We start from the raw sequence: 21,634 nt of genomic DNA, 5'->3' as shown, positions 1-21,634 counted from the left end.
CCCAGAGATTTGGTTTATCTCCCTATGTACAGTAAGCACGGTGATTTCGTAGAGATCGCATTGGGAAGCCACATTCAGTTTCAAACAAGGAGAAGGGATCATGACTAAAGCTGGACTTGTCGAAAGGATCAAGGACAAAGCTGGCCTGAACACCAAGGTCCAGGCCGAGATGGTTTTGGATACGATCGTCGAGTCCGCCCGTGATGCTCTGCTTGAAGGGGACAGCGCAATCTTTACCGGCTTTGGATCTTTCAAGGTCGTTCAGCGTGCAGCCCGCACCGGCCGGAATCCCGGTACCGGTGAGATGATTCGTATTCCCGAGTGTAAAGTGGTCAAATACACCATGGGGAAACGGGTCAAAGGCGCTATTTGCTAGCGTTGTTTTAGCAGGGGGGGGGGACCAGTCTGGCTTGTGGCTGCACATCGGCGCCACAGCCGAGACAGATCGAACCAGCAAGGGTCCCCGGCAATTATATTGACGGGGACCTATCCAATTTGAACGCCCCGGACGAGTCTTCGTCCGGGGCGTTCTGTTGTTTGAACTAAGGGGATAGGTTCTTTCTGTGCCCGTGAGAGCAGCTCCGCAGCGCCATCACTGGTCGCTGGGCTTTCAGATGATCGTTTTCATAGCCTCGTGGACAGACGCGGCGAGGTCTTTCTTGAGTACCGGCTTGAGCAAATACCCCTTGAGGCCCATCTTTTTCGCTCGTTCGGCTGACATTTCATCGGAAAAACCAGTGCACATGATGACAGCGATATCCGGCCTCAGGTTCAGAATTTGCTGTGCAAGCTCGGCTCCGGTGACACCGGGCATGGTTTGATCGGTAACGATCAAGTCATAGTCGTGGGGAGCCGACTGGAACCGTTTCCATGCGGCTTTCGGGTCGGTTTCCACATCCACCGTAAACCCCATGGTCTCCAGCATCTCGCCCCCCACGGCTGCCAGAGGAGCTTCATCATCCACAAACAAGGCCCGACCACTGTGCTGCTGTGGCACTGAATGCGGAACGCGCAGCAGGCTCTGATCGTTGTCTTCGACTACGGGCAGCAGGATATCAAAATGGGTGCCTTCGCCGAGCACACTTTGAACAGTGACCACGCCACCATGCCCGGTCACGATGCCATGCACCATGGCCAGTCCCATCCCCGTGCCTTCGTCGGGTCCCTTGGTGGTGAAGAAAGGATCAAAGATCTTGTCTACGATGTCCGCAGCAATGCCGTGCCCCTGGTCGGAGACAGACAGGCGAGCATGAGGCGCGTCGGAAATGTTGCCGTCCTGTCCGGGCAGTGCGCTCCCGGCCGGGACGTGAGACAGTTTAATGGTCAGGGTGCCACCGTTGTCTCGCATGGCATGAGCGGCGTTTGTGCAGAGATTCATCAGCACCTGATGAATCTGGGACAGATTGGCTCGCACGGTGCCCGTGTTGTCGTTGAGGTCCAGGCGGATGTCGATACTCGAGGGCAGAGACGCCCGCAGCAGCTTGACCACTTCCTTGACCACGCTGCCCAAATCCAGGGGCTGGAGGTCCAGTTCCTCCTGACGGCTGAACGTCAGAATCTGGTGAATCAGGTCTCGGGCTCGTCGTCCGGCGGAGAGCACCTCGGTCAACCTGCGTTGGGCCGGGGCTCCGTCCTCGGCTTCTTCCAGGCTCATTTCGGTATAGCCCATCATGACGCCGAGAATATTGTTGAAATCATGAGCGATGCCGCCAGCCAGGGTGCCGATGGCTTCCATCTTCTGTGATTGGCGAAGCTTGATCTCCAGGTCCTTGCGATTGCTGACGTCGTGGGCAACGACCACCGAGCCTGCGGGTTGTTCGGTGTCACCGTCCACGAAGAAGGGGGAAACCGTCACCAGGAACCAGCCGCCCAGTGCCGGGATTTGCATTTCCTCGGCCTGGGAACCACTTTTCGACATCACCTTGACGCGGTCGCAGATGTCGTTTTCCTCTCCCTGCAGAGGGAAGAGTTCCGAGCATGGCTTGCCCACCAGGTCCTTGGGGTGCACCCCAAGGCGCTGTGCCAAGGTCATGTTCATTCGCCGTACCCGGAAATTCTGGTCCAGAATGAGGATGATGTCCGGGACGCTGTCGAAGGTCTTTTCCCATTCCTGTTTGGCGCGGATGATCATCGACTCGACGGTCTTGCGCTTTTGAATATCCTCGAAGGTGCCTTCGATGGCCGAAATCTCGTTTTCTTCGCCGCGAATCGCCCTGGCGCTGATGGAGACCCAGATGCGCGAGCCATCGGGACGGGTGATCATGGTTTCAAAATCCGAAACCCTGTCATGGGAGCGGACCATGAACAACAGGGCTTCCATAGCCTGGGGATCCAGGTGGGGCAGGAGCCTGTTGCCTTGAAGGGTCTGGTCCAACTGTTCGACGGATTCATAGCCCAGGATGCGGGCGAAAGAAGGATTGAAGGCGATCAGGTCTCCCCACGGGGCGCATTGGAAAATGCCAAGCACGGAGTTGTCGATCATGCCCCGGTAGGTACGCTCATTGCTGCGCAGCTTGTTCCAGCGGTCGGATAGGGTGCGGTGCTCTCGGGCCTGGCGCAGAATTCGGGTCATGGTGCCGGCTGTTTTCCAGTCACCAGGAATGAGCACATCGTCAGCACCGGCTTCCATGGCTGCAAGGGCGGCTTTGGGGTCGGCCTCATTCGTCAGGAGGAGAAAGGGAACGTCCTGGCGTTCGGCACGGGCCATGGCCATGGCCTCGGTCCAGCTGAGTTCGCCTAGCCATTCGTCGCAAAGCACCATGTCCCAAGGTTCATCAGCCAGTGCGCGGGAGAAGTCGTCGAGGGTGGTTGCTACGGTATAGGCAGGTCGAAGTCCCGCTTGCCCCAGAATTTGGGTCAAGTCCGCTGCATTGTCTTCGGATGATGTGGCGATGAGCAGGCTGAAGCGAGCGTCCATTGAGGGTTCCCCTAAGAGGTTCTCCGTAGCCGTGACAAGGGCGGAAGGCCCTGTGTTTTCTATAAATTGGGTATTCATCATGATATCAGATGGCAGGTTGAAGGACAATCCGTACATCAAAGGTCGCTTGCGGGGCGGTAGGCCCGGGCTTTCCTTTTGCCGACCAGCGGGCTATGGAGGTTCCTCGCCCCCTGTTTGGGGTATCGAGCAGCGCATAAGGAGTATGAAAAGACATGGAAGCCCCCAATATTGATCCGCTTGTGGCCAAGTACATCATCGATTCTCAGGCGTCGGACTTGTACGCCATGATTATGGATTACAAGCGCCGCGGCGAGACAACGAGCTTTGTGGCCGTGGCCGTCAACACACCCAAGTTCAAGGCGGCGTATCTGTTTCGTCCCGCCAAGGAAGTACTTTCAAAGGGCGGTTTGCCCGAGTCCTTCCGTGATCAGGTCAAGAAATTCAATATCCTGGGGTTTATTCAGGAAGGCGAAGGCAAGGCCAATATCGATTTGATGGCCGGGTTGAACAAGCCGTTTCACGCCGTGCGCAGCCCTGCGGAACTGCGCAAGGCCTTGTATCCCGGGTCTGTTTTGACTTTCACCAATCATTTCCTTCGCCTGCGTGGCCTGGAAAAGGATGTTTCCGACTTTACGTATGAAGAGTTCACTCAGGCGGTGCAGAGCCGCAGTGAGTTCCTGAAGAATTTGAAAAACGGAATGGCTTAGCCCGTTTTTGAATCCATCGGCGGCCCTTGCGGGCCGCCGATTCAGTTGCAGGGGAGCCATGGCTCGTTGACCATTCGCTCTCTGCCTGTCAGGACCATGTCATCGGGTACCAGATCCCCTATGATGGGGGTCAGTGCTTCATACGGGTAGCGTACCTCCACCTGTACCAGTTCGCAGGGAGCACCGGCATCATTGATGCGGCCGGTACCCGTGGCTCCGGTATAGGTTTCCCAACTGCTGACCGTGACCGTAGCGCTGCCGGGTAGGACTTCAATGATCCGCTGCGCCTCTTCAATGACCTTGGTCAGGCGTGTTCCATCATCGTCTCCGTTTCCAGTCACCGCATAGCGGACCGCCACCTGGGCGGCCTTGCCTACGGTCGCGCGGGCGAAGTAGATGTATCCCAATTCCACAATGCCGAAGATCATGGCCAGCAGCACGGGCAGGACCAGGGCAAACTCCAGCACGCTGGTCCCCTGTTCGCCACGGCGAGCCCTGCAATGTGCCGCCAAGCTGGTCTCTGCCCGATGCCGCATGGCAATTTCTCCCGACCGCTCCTAGTTGAGCAGTCTCCAACCGAGCTGACGCCCGATCTTCTTGAATATGTCGTCAATGTCGTAGGGCGACGGGGCATCATAGAAATGATCATCCGTGCCAGCCTTGCTCGAAGCCACCTGCTTCATGAGCGTCACATCTGTGGAATCCGAATTGCCATAGCGTACGGCAAAGATCTCGATTCCAGCGTCCTTGGCGAGCTGGGCTTCATCAAGCATCGCCTGGTTTAGTACGCCACCATTGTCACAGTGCGACTCCATGTCCAGCATGCCGTAATAGGCATTGGTCCAGTAGACGTTCGGTGTGTAACTGACGTCATAGTTGCCGCCGCACATGCCGTCTTCGGTGTCGCCATCGGTCAGCAGGATGATGATCTTGCGCATATCATCCTTGTCAGAACCTTCGGTGAACGGAGCTTCCGGGGTCAGAACGTGTCGCGCCCACTTGAGCCCTTCAGAGATGACCGTGCCCGAAGCCGTGCCTCGTGCATCCTGATCCTCGATGGCCGTAACGATGGAGCTGCGGTCATGAGTCAATCCCTGGGTCTCGGGGATGCCGGAGCAGGTGCCACTGCTCACGCGCAGGTAGCTTCCGACCGGATAGCGATACTCAGTCTTGTAGTATTCTTCATCCAGGTCCCAGTTGAATGTACCGTCCGCATTCCGGCAACCAGCAGGCAGTCCGTCCACGTTGGCCGGGATGCGAACTTTGCCGCGGAAAGGCACCAGGCCGACCTTGACCGAAGACTCCATGCCCGCAGGCATGATCAGGTTCACCAGATTCACTGATGCCTCGTTGGTCTCGGTGATGGGGGCGCCCTTCATGCTGCCCGAGTTGTCAATGACGAACACTATTTCCAGGTTGTTGAATCCGGCAGTGGCCTTGGCGGTGATGACCGTATCCGAGAGGCCCAGAGCATCCAGGAGCAACAGGTCCACCACGGCTTCGCCTTCAACCGTCACGCTTCGGGCTTCGGTGCCGGAACCCAGACTTTTGAGTTGAGCTTCGGGATAATTCTTTTCCAGATATTCCACGGCAGCGGCTTCCACGATGCCCTTGGTCATGTCGGGATCGTAGGGCAGCTCCAGGCTACCTGCCAGTGCTGCGGAATCCACAGCGGATTGCAGGCGGCCATGGGCCTGATACAGCAGGGCCGAGTCCAGCCCCAGTCCGGCAAGGCCGACCAGAGTCGGGATGGCAGCTGCCACGAAGACCGCTGTCGCACCACGTGTGTCGGTGATGAGTTGCTTAGGGAACCGGCATGCTCGTGCTCGCAACGAGCGTAAGCAGGTCAGAACTCGTGTCACTAAGCGGGTTTCCACCGAGCTGTGTTTGATAGTCATAAGTCACCTCCACGGTCACTGTGCTTCCAGCATCTTCAAAAGTTACGGTTGTGACGATGTCTGAGGGATCAAGGTCTGGCAGCAGTGCATTGACCAGATCCGGGATGTGCGAACTTTCACCGGTCATGAGTACTTGGCGAGCAGCCACACTGCTGGCTTCTGACAGCGATGAATAAGTGATCAGTGCTCCGGCTCCCTCGACGACCACGTACAGGAGTCCTGCCAGGACCGGCAGCAACAGTGCCGCTTCCAGGGCCGAGACGCCTCTGTTGGATCCAATGAGTTTGCGTAGCATGGCAATTCCTCCAGTCATGGGATTGCGCTCCTAACCTTGGGGCAGCAGATGACGCTGGCTACGGACAATGCGCAATCCCTTGAATTCGTTTTCCTGCCTATGGGACTCAAGACTTTCCCGTGCGGTGGCCAATGAGTCGTACATGCCGATGGTCACGCGATACCAGTCGCCCTTCTCGGGCAGATGCACATGCAGAATGTAGGGCGTCTGGCCCTGGGCCTTCAGGTTGTCTGCATGGCGTAAGGCATGTTCCGGGGTCCGCCAGGAGCTGACGTGCAATGTGTACACTGGCTTTGCGGGCATGGGTCCCGGGATGTATTCCGACAAATCAACGCTGGGCGTCGGTTCCGGGGTGTCCCCAGTGGCGATGGGGTGCGCAACGGGAGAGGCCATGGGCGGCCGGTTCATGGTTGACGGAACAGGTGAAAAAGCAACGGTCTGTGCCATGGGCAGTCCGCTGCCGGAAAGGGAGGCATGGCTAACCGATGCAGTGGTCATGAGCCCGTTGCTGCGAGGCATGATTGGGGTCGTAACCACCGCCTGCGCCTTGGACACGAGACCGGAGCTTGTCAGGCCGGAGTTGTGATCGATGGGTACCACGGGCTTGACGCTTTCGGAGTCGAACGACTGGGGTTGAGGTGTCTTCATGGCCGGGGCACCGGGTGTGGGGTAGGCCGATTCCAGCTCCGGGCCGGGGGCGCCACCAGCGGGCACCAGCGGGCCGGGAGATACGGAAGCGGGGGCCATCAGGCTGGGGATGGAGGTCGTGCCACGGACCGGGGCGCTACGCGGGGCAGCGTTATCGGCAAAACTCAGTGCCAGTCGGGCGCGCTTCAGGTTCTCACTGGCGCGGACGTAGTATTGAGGTTCCAGCTCAATGGCACGCTCGAATGAGGCGATGGCCTGCGGATACATGCCATCCAGGAAGTAGAGATAGCCGATGTTGTTATAGGCTGCGGCCTCGCCATTGCCGCAACGGAAGGCTTCCAGAGCCTCGTCCCAGCGTTGCAGACGGGCCAGGGCCAATCCCATGTTGTTGTATGCCTTGGCCGATGGAGCGCCCATGCGCAGGGCCATGTTGAAGGCCTGCACGGCGTCTTCGTCATTGCCCATCATGGATTGGGTCATGCCGATGTTGTTGTAGATGCTGCCATCGTTGGGGGCGACCATCAGGGCGGAACTGAAGGACTTGAGCGCTCCTTCATAATCCTTGGCATAATTGCGAATCACGCCGATATGCACGTGGGCCCTCACCAGGTTTGGATTCAGGCTCAGGGCGCGGATTAAATGCTGCTCGGATTCAAGATACAATGCACTCTTGAAGTAGACCAGTCCGGCGGCCTCATGGGCGGGGGCGAAGTCGGGCATCTGTTCGCTCACGGCGGCAAATTCGGCCAGAGCCTGGTCGTGCATGCCGTTTTCCATGAGGATCAGGCCACGGCGATAGCGGGCTTCGGCCAGAGTCGGGTCGAGGACCGTGGCTCTCGTGTATTGCTCGAAGGCCAACTCATAGCGCTGCTGTCCGGCAAAGTGCATCCCGCGGGAAAGGTGAGCTCTGGCTTGTTCCTGCTCACTGCTCAGGTTGCCGTCGTCGCCGACCAGCGACATGCCGCTGTGGTAACGCTCCATGAGCGTCAGGTCGGATGCCTTTGGTGCCTTGGAGGAGCATCCTGGCAGCGTGCTGGCCGTCAGGGCGGCGATGATCACGATGGTTGATATGGTTCTTAACATGGCGGAGTCCTCCTATTTCATCGTTGCAAACAATTTCACCATCTTCAGTCCTGCCGGGCCCATGATGGCCACGAGCAATGAGGGCAGAATGAAGAAGATCAGCGGGAATAGAATTTTTACGGGCATCTTGGCTGCGATTTCCTCGGCGCGTTGATAACGGGTGGTACGCAAGGCATCCGAGTACACGCGCAAAGTCTGGGCTACGCTGGTGCCGAAGGAGTCGGCCTGGACAAGAAGCGTCACCAGGCTTGTGACGTCATCCACGCCTACTCGCCCAGCCAGGTTACGCAGGGCGTCGGCTCGGGTCTTGCCTGCGCGCAGTTCAAGAATCACGGTGTGCAGTTCGCTGGCCAGGATGGGGCTGGTCAGTCGCATTTCGTTGCTGACGCGCGCCAGGGCCTGGTCCAGGCCCATGCCTGCTTCCACGCAGACCACCAAAAGGTCCAGCGCATCGGGCATGGCGTTGATGATTTCGCGGCGGCGCTTCTTGACCTTGATGCGCAACCAGATGTTGGGCAGGTACATGCCCATGAACATGGGGACCACGAACAGCAGCGCCAGCAAACCGTTGGGGATTTGCACCGGGGCCAGCATCTTTGCTCCCAGCGCGGCGATGAGGCCCATCAGTGTCAGACAGACCTTCACGCCCCAGAAAATCTTGGGTGCCGTGCTATTGCGGTATCCCGCCTGGATCAGCATTTCGCCGGTTTCAGAAAGTTCGCTTTCATCCTTGGGGCCGAGGCGTTCGCCCAACTGGCGTGCGCCCTGAGTCAGGGTGGCCGTGAGTCCGGGCTTCTTCGGCGCGCGCTTGCCTTCCAGTCGTTCACGCAGGCGTGAGACGCGGTTCTTGTTGCCCACCATCCCGGAGACGCCAAGCGTCAGAAGCAGGATCGAGGCAAAGGCCAGCCCGGCGGCGGCAAGAGGCAGAAGCATGGTGTCGTTCATGGCTATCCCTCCCTAGACCCTGATGGTGATGAGTTTCTTGAGCACTGCAGCGCCGCAGCCCATGAGGATGAGTGCTCCCGTGATGAGGTTGCGGCCAGCCTCCGTGGTGTGCATTTCGCTCATGTAGTCGGGGTTGATGGCAGTGATTGCAAAACCGATTGCAAAGGGCAGCGAGAGCAGGATGTAGGCTGTGAGCTTGCCCTCGGCAGCCAGAACCTGGACCTTGCCGGCGAATCTGAAGCGTTCCCGAACCAGGCGGGCGATATTGCCCACGATCTCGGAGAGGTTGCCGCCCGTCTCGCGTTGGATATTGACCGAAACCACGAAGAATTTGAGGTCCGTGCAGTCCACGCGCTGGGTCAGGTTGAGCAATGCCTGGCCGACGGAGATTCCAAAGTTGATTTCGTCCAGAGTCTTGGAGAATTCAGGACCGATGGGGTCTTCGAATTCGTCAGCCACCATGCGCATGCCCTGTGAAAAGGCGTGCCCAGCCTTGAGCGCCCGGGCAATGAGGTCCAGGGCATCGGCCAGTTGGGCATTGAACTTGTGCATACGCTTGGCCTTGCGCCGTCTGACCCAGAAGAACGGGGCGTAGAAGAAGATCGCCGTCGGGATCAAGCGGATGAAAAAGTTTTCCGTCATGGCCTGAGTAATGAACAGTGCCGTGGTTGCACCCACCAGAGAAGTCAGCACCAGAGTTGAAACATTGACCCTCACCTGGGCCTGTTCCAGGATGTTGTCCAGGCGTTGGCTCCAGGATTGCTGCTTCAGGGCCCTGTTCAGCCAGTCCACGTCAGACAGGCTGCGCGTGCGTTCGATATTCACCTGCTCGCCGGTACTCACGTTCTGATTCAAAGCGGTCAGGCGCTTGCCAACGCGAGCCCGGTTTGCACGCTTTTTGGCGAAGAACAGATCCAGGATGCCCATGGACATGGCAAACATGGCGATGATGATGACAAAGGCGACCAGAGCAATCATGAGGACCAACCTCCTTCATCCGCCAGCTTCGGATCGAAGATGGCACCGTCGAAATGGATGCCTGCAGCCTCAAGGCGCGGAGCGAACTTGGGTCGGATTCCCATGGCCTTGGATTCGCCAATAACCTTGCCGTCAGGGCCGATGCCTTCCTGCTTGAAGGCGAAGATTTCCTGCATGGTGATGGCTTCCCCTTCCATGCCGGCAATCTCGGACAGGCTGATGATCTTGCGTGAACCGTCGGACAGGCGGCTGACCTGCACGATGACGTCCACTGCCGAAGAAATGTAACGCTTCAGTGACGAGCCTGTGATGTTCAGACCTGCCATGGCGACCATGGTTTCCATGCGCATCAGAGCATCGCGTGGGCTGTTGGCGTGAACGGTGGTCAGGGAGCCATCATGGCCGGTGTTCATGGCTTGGAGCATGTCCAGAACCTCGCCGCCACGGACCTCGCCAACGATGATGCGGTCGGGGCGCATGCGCAGGCAGTTCTTGACTAGATCGCGGGCCGTGACTTCGCCTTCGCCTTCAATATTGGGCGGGCGGGTTTCCAGGCGCACCACATGGTCCTGCTTGAGTTGCAGCTCGGCGGCGTCCTCGATGGTCACGACACGTTCGTCGTGAGGCACGAAGCGCGACAGACAGTTGAGCATGGTGGTCTTGCCCGAGCCGGTTCCGCCGGAGACGATGATGTTCAAGCGGGCGCGAACGATGCCCTTGAGCACTTCGCCCATCGCAGGGGTCAACGCTCCGTAATTTATGAGGTCTTCCAGTTCCAGTGGGTCGCGTGAGAAGCGCCGGATGGACATACTCGGTCCGTCCAGGGCCAGAGGCGGGATAATGGCGTTGACGCGCGAGCCATCTTCCAGGCGGGCGTCCACCATGGGAGAGGATTCGTCTACGCGGCGTCCGATGCGCGAAACGATGCGGTCGATGATCTTCTTCAGGTGCTCATCATCACGGAAACGGGTACTTACTCGTTGCAGCTTGCCCCTGCGTTCCACGTAAATCTGGCGGTGGTTGTTGACCAGAATATCCGACACGCTGGGGTCCTGAAGCAAGGGCTCCAGAGGTCCCAGTCCAAGGACTTCGTCTTGAATTTCCGCGATGGCCTGGCGGCGTTCGGCTGCGTTCAGGGGGGCATGGCGGAACTCATCGCGCAGAATACGACCGACCAAGCGGGCGATTTCGTCGCGCAGGCGTTCGGGGGCCAACTCGTCCACCGCCGACAGGTCCAGGCTTTCGATGAGGCGTTCATGCAGTTTGGCCTTGATGTCGTAGTAATCTTCATTGTGGGTAATGCCAGGATCGCCGCTGCCGATTTCTGGGGTTTCCATGGGCTTTGCGAGAACGGGGCGGGTGGTCTCCACCTGACTGACGGGAGCTGCCGCAGACATACGAGGAGCAACGGGCTCTACAGGTGCAACGGGAGCCTCTGGTGCGTGATGTTCTCCGGGAATGGACTGTTCCCCCGCAGGTGTTTCAAACAGGAACTCGTCCTCAGGAATTGTGGATTCCACGGAGGGTTCTGCTACGGGCTGTTCAGGGCGCAGAGGTGCCGGTGCCGGTCTTGGGGCTCGGGCGATGCCGCCCATGCGGGCGCTACGGTTCAGTCTGTCGGCGAGACTCATGGCTTAGCCCTCCACCTGGAGATTGATTCCGGACGGGATGGAACAGGACTCGTTCTTCTTTCTGCCCAAAAAGCGCTTCAGCAGACCGGACTTCCCACCTGTCTGTGCCGATGCGGGAGCCGTGTAGCGGGCCGCGAGCTTGACGATGGACCGGGCTGCGGCAGACTTGGGAGCGGACTCATAAAGCGGGCGCCCGAGGTTGATGGCTTCCAGGGTTCCGGAATAGTCGTTGTCGATGAGCCAGTGGACCTTGATGCCCAGCAGTTCTTCGGCCTCGTTGGGGGTGATGCCTCCCTGAGCCTGATGGCGGGTGACCACCAGTCGGATCTTGTTTTCGATATTGCCGTCCAGATTGGCAAAGGACTCCAGTAGGCGCCGCACCAGGGACAGGCAGGGCAGAGACAGTTCGGTGGTGAGCAGGATTTCGTCAGCAGCTTCCAGGGCGGCCAGAGACGGAGGATCGAGATAAGGGCTGCCATCCACGACCACGGTGCCGTACATACCGCGCATCAGCTCCAGCATGGTCTTCATGCCCTCGGCGGACAGGGCCTCCGTATCTTCCAGGCGATCCGGGGCGGCGAGCACGTCCACGCCACTTCCGTGGCGGGTCATGAGGCTTTCCAGGAAGGTGGTGTCCAGGCGCTTGACGTCGCGTACGGCTTCGGCCCAGGTGTAAGTGTAGTCGAAGTCCAGGAACAGCGGGATTTCTCCTGCTGGAAGGGCTGCGTCCACAAGAGCCACAGGGCGCGAAGGATCGAGCCGCGCCGTTTCCACGGCAAGGTTTACGGCCAGGGTGGTTGCTCCCACGCCTCCCTTGACGCCCAGAACATGGATAATGCGTCCCTTGGGGCCTTCGGAGGCCAGGCTGGGCTGTCTGGTTGAGGCCGTTTCCCTGCGCTCGACAAAGCGGTTCAGAGCTGCGGTAAGATCTTCGGATTCCATGGGCCAAGGCAGGAACTCGGTGACACCGGCGCGCATGGCGGCGATGATCAGGTCCGGGTCCTTAACGGTGGCGGAAACAAACACTTCGGCCACGCGACCACCGGACACCAGACGATGGATGCGATCCAGATCGCTGGCTGTGTCGCGTCCCAATTCGTAGATGACCAGGCCGGCAGGGCCGTTCTTGGACTGGCCAACGTCAAAGCGCGGATGCGTGGCGACCAGAGCGCCGAGATGCTTGGCTGCCTTGGGGCTCTGGAGAACAAGATTGGTGGGGTAGGTGGTACTCATATGTATATCCCCCTACTTTTCCGTATCCATGAGGCTTTCAATGGCATCGGCAAAGCTCGGTCCCTTGTCCTTGGGGTCGGGAGCGCGATAGCCTTCCATGGCATCGGCGGCCACACGGCCATTGATTCCTTCCACCGGGGCGTCAGGAGCAATACGTGGTTCGGGATTCACCTTCTGGGCATTCAACTGCATGCGAAAGGAATCACCGAAGGCGCGGGGCTTTTGATCCCAACTCCAACCGGAGAGTGCCAACAGGGCCAGAATGGCCAGGGATATATGGATGAGATGTCGCATGATCGTCTCCTTGTCTCTATGGCTTCAGGATGTGTCCGAAGTCGCCTTCCATGCCCGCATCCGGGCCGGAGGGGGTTGCTCCGCCAGCGGCGGGTACTGTGGACGCCGGGCGGACACTGGTCTTGGCCGGGGCCGGAAGATCAGGGTCACGTTCACCTTCCATCTTGCCGTAGATGAAGAATTCCAGTTCGCTGGGTTCAACGAAATGATCGGTAGGTAATGAGCCGTCCACCACTTCCATGGGCTTGGCCAGATGCGGTGTGACGATGATCACCAGTTCGGTTTCCGACTTCTGGAAATTACTGGATCGGAACAGGGTCCCGAGGATGGGGATGTCGCCCAGTCCTGGATACTTCTTGATGTCTTCGCGGATTTCGTCCTGCAACAGTCCGGCGATGGCAAAGCTCTGACCGTCGCCCAGTTCCACGGTGGTGGAGGCGCGGCGACTGGTCAGTGCCGGGATGGTGAAGCCCGAAATGTTCAGGGCATTGGCGTAATCCAGCTCGGAAACTTCGGGGAACACCTTCAGGCTGATGCGGCCCTGCGAGAGTACGACCGGGGTGAAGGCCAGGGCCACACCGTAGGGCTTGTACTCGATGGCCACGGTGCCGAGTCCCTGCGGAATGGGCACGGGAATCTCGCCACCGGCCAGGAATTGGGCTTCTTCGCCACTGCGGCAGATGAGAGTGGGTTCGGCCAGGACCTTGACCAGTCCGTTTTGCTTGAGCACATCCAGAAAGCCCGTGATGTTGGTGCTGCCGATGGCGGTGCGACCGATCGCTGTGGTGGTCTCGGTATTGTAGAGCAAGCCTGGAGTATTGGTTCCGCCTGTCAGGGCAGGGTTCTGGTTATCCAGGGAAATCAGGTTGTTCAGCAAGGTGTAGGCCAGATTGCCATTGGATGCGAAGGCCAGGTCCACGCCCAGGCGTTCCAGCACATTGCGGTGCATCTCAGCGACCTTGACCTCGAGCATGACCTGATGCACGCCACCGACGCTCATCAGATTGGTTACCTTTTCCGGGGCATAGAGTTCGGCCAGATCCAGAGCGGTGCTCAGGTTGCCTGTGCTGCTGACAACGCCGGACAGAGTGATGGATTCACCGGCGGCCATGACCTTCAGGTTGCGCTCATCGGGGAGCACGCGGTGCAGCATCTGCTTTAGTTGAGCAATGTCCGGGGTCACGGAGATGTCGTAGATGTGCGAGACACGACCGTCATGACCCCACAGGGTCAGGTTGGTGGCGCCGGGTGCCTTGCCCGTGAGGTAGATCTGATTGGGCGAGAGCAACAGGATTTCGGCAATTTCCGGGTCAGCCACGGACAGCCGCTTGATGGGAATCTGACTGTTCAGGACCATGGACTTGCTCTTGGTCAGTTCAATGGATTCGGTCGCGAAATTCGTGCCCGCAACAGCACCGGTGCAGGACAGGGTCAGGAATGCGACGGTCAGCAAGACCGTCTTGCGGACGATGTTGCTACTAGTCATGACGTGCAAACCTCACTGTCTTGCGGCTGGTGCCGGTGATGACTTCCACTCCCACATACTTGGGCTTGCCGCTCTTGCCTTTGGGTTGCTTGAGCGATGACATCAGCTTGGGAACATCGATGCCTTCGGTGCGAACGTCCTTGACGTCTGCGGGATTGCGCAGAGCAAAATGCAGAGTCCCTCTGGAGGCGGCCAGAGCAAGCTTTTCACTTTCTTCGCTACTCAGTTCCAGGGTGTATGTGTCCATGGATGAGGTTTCGCCGTCGTCGCCCTCGGGCTCCAGTTCGGTGCCCGTGGCGATGACCTTGATGTCTTCAAGCACGGTCTTGGAGAAGGAGTATTCATCCTTGTTCTTGTCCTGGATATCCATGGTCACCAGCACATCCACGTGATTGCCGGGGCGAATGAATCCGGACAGTCCCAAAACCTTGTTGCCCTTGACGGCCACGGCGCGCTTGCCCGGGGCGATCAGGGTGCTGACACCCGAGAAGGCTTCGTCACTGACAAGGCGTGAGGCTGTGATGGCCTCGCCTTCGCCAATGGGGAAAGCCGCAACGCGGTTGGTCAGGGATTCGACTTCGGCATATGTTCCTGAGGGAGCATTTTCCTTCAGGAATCTGGCTTGCTTGAGTAATTCTTCAGTGAGCTTTTCACCCTTGGCAATGTCCTTTGCGGCAACGATGATCGTGACTTGCGAGCTTGCGTCTTCCTGTTGCTTTGCGCCCAGACGGGCGTTCATCCACTTGAAGACGAGCACACCGGCGATCAGCGACAGGACCAGGGCGATAACGATTTGGATAACTGCGGTCTTACGCATGGCGTTGTCCTCCTATGCCCACCAGACCGGAACAAAAGCATTCATCCCGTAATCACTGATTACGGAAATGATGGTTCCGGCCGCGATGGCGGCTCCGTATGCGAGTTGGGGAACGCCCTGCGATCTGCCTTGAAGATTCTGAACCCAGGTGCCAGCGCCAGCCAGCAGTCCCTTTGAGTCCTTCATGGCAGAGGCCAGCATCGTGGTCAGGGGAGAGCGCCAGGCAACAACGGCCACGGCGTAGACACCGCCAACGAGGCTGGTAAACAGAAATGCCTTGAGCGCGCCAGCGGGGCCCAGAAAGGCTCCAGCGACGGCCATGAGCTTGACGTCTCCGGCGCCCATGTATCCCATCAGGAAGGGGATGAGCATGGTGCCGAAACCCGCAGCAAGGCCGATGGAGGCAAAGACGAGACCGTCAGCGCCGGTCATCACGTAGTGCCAGCATAGGGCCAGCAGCATGGCGGGATACGTCAGCTTGTTAGGTATCCTTCGTTCACGCAGGTCAGTGACCGTCGCGATCAGGAGGATGAAGGTGAGGATGATGTAGTGCAGGGCGTCCATGAGATTCTCCTTTGGAGGCGGGACGCCCGGGGGTGGGGGTTGCCCGGGATGCAGACGGAGCCGGGGGGGATGAGGGGAAATCCGGCTCCGTCCGCTCTGCGCTGGGGAAAAAGCGCATAAATTGTGTCCCGCGCAAGGTGTGGATGCGTGTACTTAGCCGCCAATGGCGGTCAGCACGGTTTGGAAAGCGGTGTTGATGCCGGTGCCAAGCAGGCCGACGGTAGCGGCGATAACAGCGGCGATCAGGGCGGCAATCATGCCGTATTCGAGAGCGGTGACGCCTTCTTCGTTACGGATAAGGTTCATCAAGGTCTTCATGGTTCTTCTCCTCATGTTAGAAAGTTCCCGATTCTTGTTATGGCTTGGGGATGGATCCTTTGCCGTTGATGAACTCCACAAGGCAAGGCGTGTGCCACGAAGTGTTTTAGTAGGGCTATAGTTGAATAATTTAATCTCTAAACTGCTGTAATTATGGGTAATAAAAAACCACAAAACTCTGGAGCCTTGTCTGGCGGGGGCAAACTCCGATGCCCTTAGATGGGCTGAAATCTAAAAAAATGAGATTTGATTTGGTCGAAGAGCGAAGGGTTGGCTTAAGTAAGTGTCTTTAATTATTCAAGTAATATTAAGAGTGATGCTTTATCTAAAAAAAATAGACTGGGGGCGGGTGGGAGAAGTTTGTGGGAGAAATCATAGTGGAAGTTTATCTGTGAACAGGGGAAAGCTCCCAAGCCATGGGCGTAATCAGCAAGTTTTTGAGATCATGCATCTGATCTATAAAAAATAGATTTCGATGGGGAGGGCGAGTTGAGAAAGGTGGAGAAGGCTTGTGCTTGAATCAGTGCGGGGCTTTGGGATCGATGCCGTGCTTCTTGATTTTTGCCCAGAGGTTCTTGGGGGTCAGTCCCAGCAGGGTGGCTGCTTCGGTCTGCAGACCTCCGGCCCTGGTCAAAGCACCCACGATCAAGTTGCGTTCCACTTCACGCATGGTGGTGCGCAGATCGATAGCTCCTTGGTCGATATCATCACCGTCTGCCATGGTAGGTTTGGGGCCACCAAGGGCAGACGCAATATCCTGGGCACTGATGATGTCTGAGCCCGCATGTATGGCCGCACGCTCAAGGGTGTTGGCCAACTGGCGGACGTTGCCCGGCCAATCCTGTTTCTTCAGGGCGGCCAGGGCGTCGGGGGATGCCGATTTTACGGGCAGGCCGATGGTGGCATTGATTCTCTTGATGAAGTGCTGGGCAAGGAGTGGGATGTCGCTTTTGCGTTGCCGAAGAGGGGGCAGTTCAACCACTGCAATACTCAATCTGTAATAGAGGTCTTCGCGGAAGGCTTTGTCCCGAACACGTTCTTGCAGGTTCTGGTTGGTTGCTGCGATGATGCGTACATCAACATCTACGGGACGACGTGCGCCAAGGCGCTCAACCTGCTTCTGCTCAACGGCACGTAGGAGCTTGGGCTGGATGGGGAGTGGCATGTCGCCGATTTCATCAAGCATGATGGTCCCACCGTGTGCCAGCTCGAATTTTCCGGGCTGAGCATTGGAGGCTCCGGTGAATGCGCCTTTTTCATGGCCGAATAGTTCATTTTCAAACAGGTGCTCAGGGATGGCGGCGCAGTTGACCTTGACAAATGGACCCGATGAACGCCCGGACAAGGCTCGGATGGTGTCTGAAATCAATTCCTTACCTGTGCCGGATTCACCGATGACAAGAACAGTGGTGTCCAGCGGGGCGATGCGTTCGACCAGCGCCTTGACCTCGCGCATGGGGTGCGAATCCCCAAGGATTCGCATGGAAGGGCCTTCGCTACGTAAGGTTTCACGTAGAGCCACAACTTCATTTTGCAGGCGGCGTTTGTCCAGCGCGCGGCGGATAACCACGTCCAGCTCGGACAGGCTGAAAGGTTTTGAGAAGAAATCGTAGGCTCCCTGGCGCACGGCTTCCACTGCTGTTTCCTTGGCGGAGTAGGCCGTCATGACAATGATGTCAGCGTCCGGGGCCGCTTCCTTGAGCTTGGGGATGGCCTCAACACCGGACATGCCCGGTAATTTGACGTCTGTCAGGATCAGATCAAAGGCTCCACTCCCGGCAATGCTGATTCCATCCTCGGCACGCCCGGCGGCGGACACCTCGTAGTTTCGTGCTTTAAGGGCTTCCTCAATCATGCCTCGGAAGGCTGCATCGTCTTCTATGAGCAATATATTGGCCTGCATGAAATCAATGTATGCTATCTAAAAAAATTAGACAATGTGGGGCTTGAGAGGCCTTTTCCCCTAGAGGAGCGGGATGGAGAAGAGCAAGGCTGAAAAAAAGGCCCTCCTGTTCGAGAAGGGCCTTGGTAATTTACCGGAGTGGTACTGATCTAGTTGCTCAGCACCTCGACCAGTGCCTTTCCAAAGGCCTTGGCCGATTTGGGGCCATCAGCGGTGACGATGTTTCCGTCAACCACAACACTTTTCTTGGTATAACTGCAGCCATGATCCTTCATGGGGAAGCTTGCGCCGCTCTTAGGATGGGCTGTGGCGTTTTTGCCGTCAAGGACTCCGGCGTAGGCGAGGACTCCCGGGCCGGCGCAGATGGCGCCAATGATTTTGCCCTGTTGCTGAGCTTCGCGCAGGATGCGGTGTGCGTCTTCATTCTTCCATTCTTTTTTGATTCCATTCCCGCCAATGACAACCACGCCGTCATATTCGGCGGTTTGAACCTGTGTCAGTTCCAGTTCGGACTCAATGCGTTTGCCCTTGTTGCCCTTGAGGGTACCAATTTTGGTGCTGGCAACCGTACAGATTGCACCAGCATCTTCAAGAGTCGAGCGGGTGTTGGAGTATTCGCTCTGCTCGAAGTCGGCCTTGGCGACGATGAGCAATATTTTTTTGCCCTGTGCAGAGGCCTGCGCAGATGCGGCCGGGATCAGCAGGAGAAGAGCAAGCAACAAGCCGAGTGCCTTGATCATAGTGAAACGAAATGCATGCATTGAGATACGCTCCTAAAGGATTGGAATAGATGAGATGAACGAAAATTCTTATACGCTGGATTCAGAGTGTTTTACAATGGATAATTGAGGGCTCCTAAAGTGGCTGTCTCAGGCCGAAATTGTTGTTTTCGGTAGAATAAGAGCGTTTTGTATGACGGGATTGTTTGCGGGATTCCCTATCTGTTTTAATCAGTAAATAAATGTAAAATCAGGGAGAAATGATTGATTTACCTTACATTCGATGTTTTAGGGATGAGATGTTTTCATTTTTAGAGGAGATTGAATGTATGAGGTGTTCCATATTGGGATGTTTACTCGTGTTGCTGGCCGCTACTGTTGCACTTGGCGGGCAGGACGGGGGCTGCCCGGTCTCCATTTCGGTCGAAACCGGAATAGTATCGGATGCGGATTATGACGATCGTGAAGGTGGTTTTTCGGTTCTTCAGGCCGATGTGTCCATGACGTATGACATTCTGCGGTTGTCCTATGGGGTACGCAGCTACGACTGGAATGACAGGACAGGATTGCCTTTTGGCAATGGTGTCGATGATCCTTGGGATCAACTCCATGAAATTGAATTGTCCGCGCATGACAGAGGTCGTATCAACTCTGAGTGGGGTTGGTTCTATGTGGCTGGTGTTTCTGCAGCCTACGAAGAGGAGATGGACGACTCGTTGGGCATGTTCGTCGGTGGTGGAGCAAGTTATGCCCTGAGCGACGCCTGGGCAGTGCAAATGGGGGTGGGGGTAGCAGGGCATAAGATTCGTTGGGCGGTTGTGCCTATTCTCGGGGTGATGTGGAATCAGGGTGTCGAGCAGGGCTTTTCGGCTCGTATTGGATTTCCTGAGGCCGAATTGGTCTATCGGTTTGATCCGCAGTGGGCGGTTCATCTTGCAGGTAGGGTTGAGTACGACCTTTGGCGCCTGGCTGATGATAGTACCGTGCGTAGCAAGGGCTACCTTGAAGAATCCGGAATTCGTGTGGGGTTGTATGGAGACTGGACTCCTACGAAAGAGTTGTTTGTGCGCTTTGGTCCCGAGTTCATCTTTGCTCGTGAGACAACATTTTATAACAGTGATGGCGATGAGCAGAATTCCTATAATAGTGGGGCCACCGTGGGTGGTTCGTTCTCCATCGGTTATCATTTCTGATTTGTTTCTGAGAGGTTAAGACTTCGGCCGGAGCTGCGGGGCTTGCCAAGTCTCGAAGCTCCGAGTACTTTTTGATATGAAACGAGCTGTTGATTCTGTGAACTGCGGATTTTTCAGAGATCTGCGTGGGCAGCCCGAATCCGTTCACCATATCAAAAGGAAGACGAATGAGCGTGGTTGCCAATAAGGTTCTGGTTGTTGAAAACAGCGCTGTTCAGGCGCGTATCATCAGTGAACATATTGAAGACATGGCTCGCTTTGGAACGATCCTGGCCTCTTCAATGGATGACGTTGAGCGGTTGCTGGATGAACGCGGTGACGAGATCTTTCTTGCTGTGTGCAACCTGAGCCTCAAGGGTGCGCCTGATGGCGAAGCCGTTGAACTGCTTCTTTCTCAGAACCTCCCCGTGATTGTATTGACCTCGACCTTTGATGAGGAACTTCGGAATCGGTATCTCGAAAAACGGGTTCTCGACTTCTTTATCAAGGGGGCTCCCGGTGAGTTGGAGACCCTGGTGGATCTTGTACGCAGGGTCTGGCGCAACCGCGATACGGCGGTCTTGGTCGTTGATGACGCTGCCACCGTTCGCAATATGATGGTTCGCCTGCTTGAGAATCAGAATTATCAGGTCCACGCTGCGGTTGACGGCGAGCAGGCCATGGAGATTCTGGGCTCAGAATCCGATATCCATATGGTGATTACCGATTACGAAATGCCCGGCATGGATGGCCTGGAATTGATTCGCAAGATTCGTGAGCAGTATTCGCGGGAGGAGTTGGCCATTCTGGGCGTCTCGGCTCATAATTCGGGGGCGTTGACTGCCAAGTTCCTGAAGAGCGGTGCCAATGACTTTTTGAAGAAACCATTCGAAGCTGAAGAGTTTACTTGGCGGGTCAACAAGAACATGACGGAACTGGAACGAATTCAGCAGATTCGCGACGCCTTCCGCCGTGACGCCCTGACGGGTTTTTTGACCTTGAAGCATTTTGTGCAGCAGGCTGGGCCGGAGTTCGAGTTTTCCAAGGTGGGGGGCGAACAGTGCTCCATCGCAGGTATTTTTCTGGAAGGTCTGCCTTCGATTCATGCCCAGCAGGGTTTTGAAGCCGGAGATGATGCAGTGGAACGTGTGGCTTCGGCTGTGCGGATGCATTTTCCCAATGCTGGAGCAACCGGTCGACTGGGGTCCATGATCTACGTGATGGCTCATGCACCGCGTGAACAGGTCGGGCAGTCCTTGAACGCCTTGCTTGTTTCCCTTGATGGAGGGCTGAGTGCCGGGGCTGCTGTGGCAGGAGATGGATGCAAAACGGTTACCGAGGCTGTTCGGGCGTTGATGGATGCCTTGACGAGACCTGGACGGGCAAAAGGCAGTCTGACGATGCTGTAATCGTTGTCTTCTGGATTATTGATTGAAAAAGCCGCTTTGAAAGCGGCTTTTTGATTGGTCAGGTGTTGCTTACGCCTTGGTTCACAAGGCGGTGGATGGCCTCCATGACGATGTTCATGTCTGCCAGCGGCTTGATGAATACGTCGTCATGGGTGACGCCACAGTCCCGGATTTCTCGGGGCAGTTTGTAGTTGGTCGACCCCGTATGCACAATAAAGCGGGTCTGGGGACTGACCTTGTGCCCTTTGACGATGAATTCGCTGCCCGCCATTCCGGGAAGCCGCATATCGATGATGCCGACGTGAACTTCGTTTTTGGCCAGGACAGTCAGAGCCTCTTCACCGTTGGTTGCGGTCAAGGGATTGAGTCCCTCATCTTCGAGGAAGGCCTCCAGATTCTCACGGACCATCTGCTCATCATCAAGAACCAGAACGGTGATTCCGCTCAAGTCATCCATGGGGGTTCCCCTTCTCTCCAAATGTATTCTCAGGCCTATGTATCGCAGTGATCTGGACTGTCAGGGCATCTTCAATACGTTGGAACCGATGCCGCTTCTGGTCAAAGTATCAAAAAATAGTCGTATCGGGAATACTTGA

21 protein-coding genes are annotated in these 21,634 nt (G+C 57.1%); 4 read left to right on the top strand and 17 right to left on the bottom strand.

Features of this window, described 5'->3' with window-relative positions; translation table 11 throughout:
* Window positions 1–100: 100 nt before the first annotated feature.
* Window positions 101–376, top strand: a complete 276-nt coding sequence (locus EL361_RS07050; RefSeq protein WP_126377988.1) for an HU family DNA-binding protein — start codon at window positions 101–103, stop codon at window positions 374–376.
* Window positions 377–610: 234 nt separating this feature from the next.
* Here the strand turns inward: EL361_RS07050 and EL361_RS07045 are convergent, their stop codons facing one another.
* Window positions 611–2,917, bottom strand: a complete 2,307-nt coding sequence (locus EL361_RS07045; protein ID WP_172961663.1) for a hybrid sensor histidine kinase/response regulator — start codon at window positions 2,915–2,917, stop codon at window positions 611–613.
* Between the two features lie 233 nt (window positions 2,918–3,150).
* Here EL361_RS07045 and EL361_RS07040 point away from each other — a divergent pair, with 233 nt between their 5' ends.
* Window positions 3,151–3,645 (top strand): hypothetical protein, encoded by a 495-nt coding sequence (locus EL361_RS07040; protein WP_126377984.1) that lies wholly within the window; start codon window positions 3,151–3,153, stop codon window positions 3,643–3,645.
* A gap of 41 nt (window positions 3,646–3,686) precedes the next feature.
* Here EL361_RS07040 and EL361_RS07035 read toward each other — a convergent pair whose 3' ends face one another.
* From EL361_RS07035 to EL361_RS06965, 15 genes are all read right to left on the bottom strand, one after another.
* Window positions 3,687–4,181: a TadE/TadG family type IV pilus assembly protein gene (locus tag EL361_RS07035; RefSeq protein ID WP_126377982.1), complete on the bottom strand. Its 495-nt coding sequence runs from the start codon at window positions 4,179–4,181 to the stop codon at window positions 3,687–3,689.
* Between the two features lie 21 nt (window positions 4,182–4,202).
* Entirely contained in the window at window positions 4,203–5,408 is a 1,206-nt protein-coding gene (locus tag EL361_RS07030; RefSeq protein ID WP_232034895.1) for a Tad domain-containing protein, read from the bottom strand.
* Window positions 5,409–5,448: 40 nt separating this feature from the next.
* Window positions 5,449–5,856: a TadE/TadG family type IV pilus assembly protein gene (locus tag EL361_RS07025; RefSeq protein WP_232034894.1), complete on the bottom strand. Its 408-nt coding sequence runs from the start codon at window positions 5,854–5,856 to the stop codon at window positions 5,449–5,451.
* Window positions 5,857–5,868: 12 nt separating this feature from the next.
* Window positions 5,869–7,569, bottom strand: a complete 1,701-nt coding sequence (locus tag EL361_RS07020; protein WP_126377978.1) for an SPOR domain-containing protein — start codon at window positions 7,567–7,569, stop codon at window positions 5,869–5,871.
* Window positions 7,570–7,581: 12 nt separating this feature from the next.
* The gene (locus EL361_RS07015; RefSeq protein ID WP_126377975.1) at window positions 7,582–8,514 is read right to left on the bottom strand and encodes a type II secretion system F family protein; all 933 of its coding nucleotides are present in this window, start codon (window positions 8,512–8,514) and stop codon (window positions 7,582–7,584) included.
* 12 nt (window positions 8,515–8,526) lie between these two features.
* Entirely contained in the window at window positions 8,527–9,492 is a 966-nt protein-coding gene (locus EL361_RS07010) for a type II secretion system F family protein (protein ID WP_126377973.1), read from the bottom strand.
* Window positions 9,489–10,829 carry a TadA family conjugal transfer-associated ATPase gene (locus EL361_RS07005; RefSeq protein ID WP_232034919.1) on the bottom strand — a complete coding sequence of 447 codons (1,341 nt, stop codon included), beginning with the start codon at window positions 10,827–10,829 and terminating at the stop codon, window positions 9,489–9,491. The genes EL361_RS07010 and EL361_RS07005 overlap by 4 nt, the downstream gene beginning before the upstream one ends.
* A gap of 297 nt (window positions 10,830–11,126) precedes the next feature.
* Window positions 11,127–12,356, bottom strand: coding sequence for a CpaE/TadZ family protein (locus tag EL361_RS07000; RefSeq protein ID WP_126377969.1), 1,230 nt, complete (start codon window positions 12,354–12,356; stop codon window positions 11,127–11,129).
* A gap of 12 nt (window positions 12,357–12,368) precedes the next feature.
* On the bottom strand, window positions 12,369–12,650 hold the full coding sequence (locus tag EL361_RS06995) for a hypothetical protein (RefSeq protein WP_126377967.1): 282 nt from the start codon (window positions 12,648–12,650) through the stop codon (window positions 12,369–12,371).
* Window positions 12,651–12,666: 16 nt separating this feature from the next.
* Complete coding sequence (locus EL361_RS06990; protein WP_126377965.1) at window positions 12,667–14,136, bottom strand: type II and III secretion system protein family protein; 1,470 nt, start codon at window positions 14,134–14,136, stop codon at window positions 12,667–12,669.
* On the bottom strand, window positions 14,129–14,953 hold the full coding sequence (gene cpaB / locus EL361_RS06985; RefSeq protein ID WP_126377962.1) for a Flp pilus assembly protein CpaB: 825 nt from the start codon (window positions 14,951–14,953) through the stop codon (window positions 14,129–14,131). Before cpaB ends, EL361_RS06990 begins: the two co-directional genes overlap by 8 nt.
* A 12-nt stretch (window positions 14,954–14,965) precedes the next feature.
* Window positions 14,966–15,517 (bottom strand): A24 family peptidase, encoded by a 552-nt coding sequence (locus EL361_RS06980; protein ID WP_126377960.1) that lies wholly within the window; start codon window positions 15,515–15,517, stop codon window positions 14,966–14,968.
* Window positions 15,518–15,670: 153 nt separating this feature from the next.
* Entirely contained in the window at window positions 15,671–15,835 is a 165-nt protein-coding gene (locus EL361_RS06975) for a Flp family type IVb pilin (protein WP_126377958.1), read from the bottom strand.
* Window positions 15,836–16,355: 520 nt separating this feature from the next.
* Window positions 16,356–17,738, bottom strand: a complete 1,383-nt coding sequence (locus tag EL361_RS06970) for a sigma-54-dependent transcriptional regulator (protein ID WP_126377956.1) — start codon at window positions 17,736–17,738, stop codon at window positions 16,356–16,358.
* A gap of 149 nt (window positions 17,739–17,887) precedes the next feature.
* Complete coding sequence (locus tag EL361_RS06965) at window positions 17,888–18,499, bottom strand: DJ-1/PfpI family protein (RefSeq protein ID WP_126377954.1); 612 nt, start codon at window positions 18,497–18,499, stop codon at window positions 17,888–17,890.
* 287 nt (window positions 18,500–18,786) lie between these two features.
* On the opposite strand from EL361_RS06965, the gene EL361_RS06960 reads away from it, so the two are divergent.
* A complete protein-coding gene (locus EL361_RS06960; RefSeq protein ID WP_126377952.1) occupies window positions 18,787–19,650 on the top strand; it encodes a hypothetical protein in 864 nt (287 codons plus the stop codon).
* 167 nt (window positions 19,651–19,817) lie between these two features.
* Window positions 19,818–21,038, top strand: coding sequence for a response regulator (locus tag EL361_RS06955; protein WP_126377950.1), 1,221 nt, complete (start codon window positions 19,818–19,820; stop codon window positions 21,036–21,038).
* Window positions 21,039–21,096: 58 nt separating this feature from the next.
* Here the strand turns inward: EL361_RS06955 and EL361_RS06950 are convergent, their stop codons facing one another.
* The gene (locus tag EL361_RS06950; protein WP_126377948.1) at window positions 21,097–21,495 is read right to left on the bottom strand and encodes a response regulator; all 399 of its coding nucleotides are present in this window, start codon (window positions 21,493–21,495) and stop codon (window positions 21,097–21,099) included.
* Between the last annotated feature and the right edge of the window lie 139 nt (window positions 21,496–21,634).

The organism is Desulfovibrio ferrophilus (assembly GCF_003966735.1).
GTDB classification, from domain to species: Bacteria; Desulfobacterota; Desulfovibrionia; order Desulfovibrionales; family Desulfovibrionaceae; genus Desulfovibrio_Q; species Desulfovibrio_Q ferrophilus.
The sequence above is the reverse complement of the archived record's forward strand: the minus strand, read 5'-3'. Positions and strand labels throughout refer to the sequence as shown.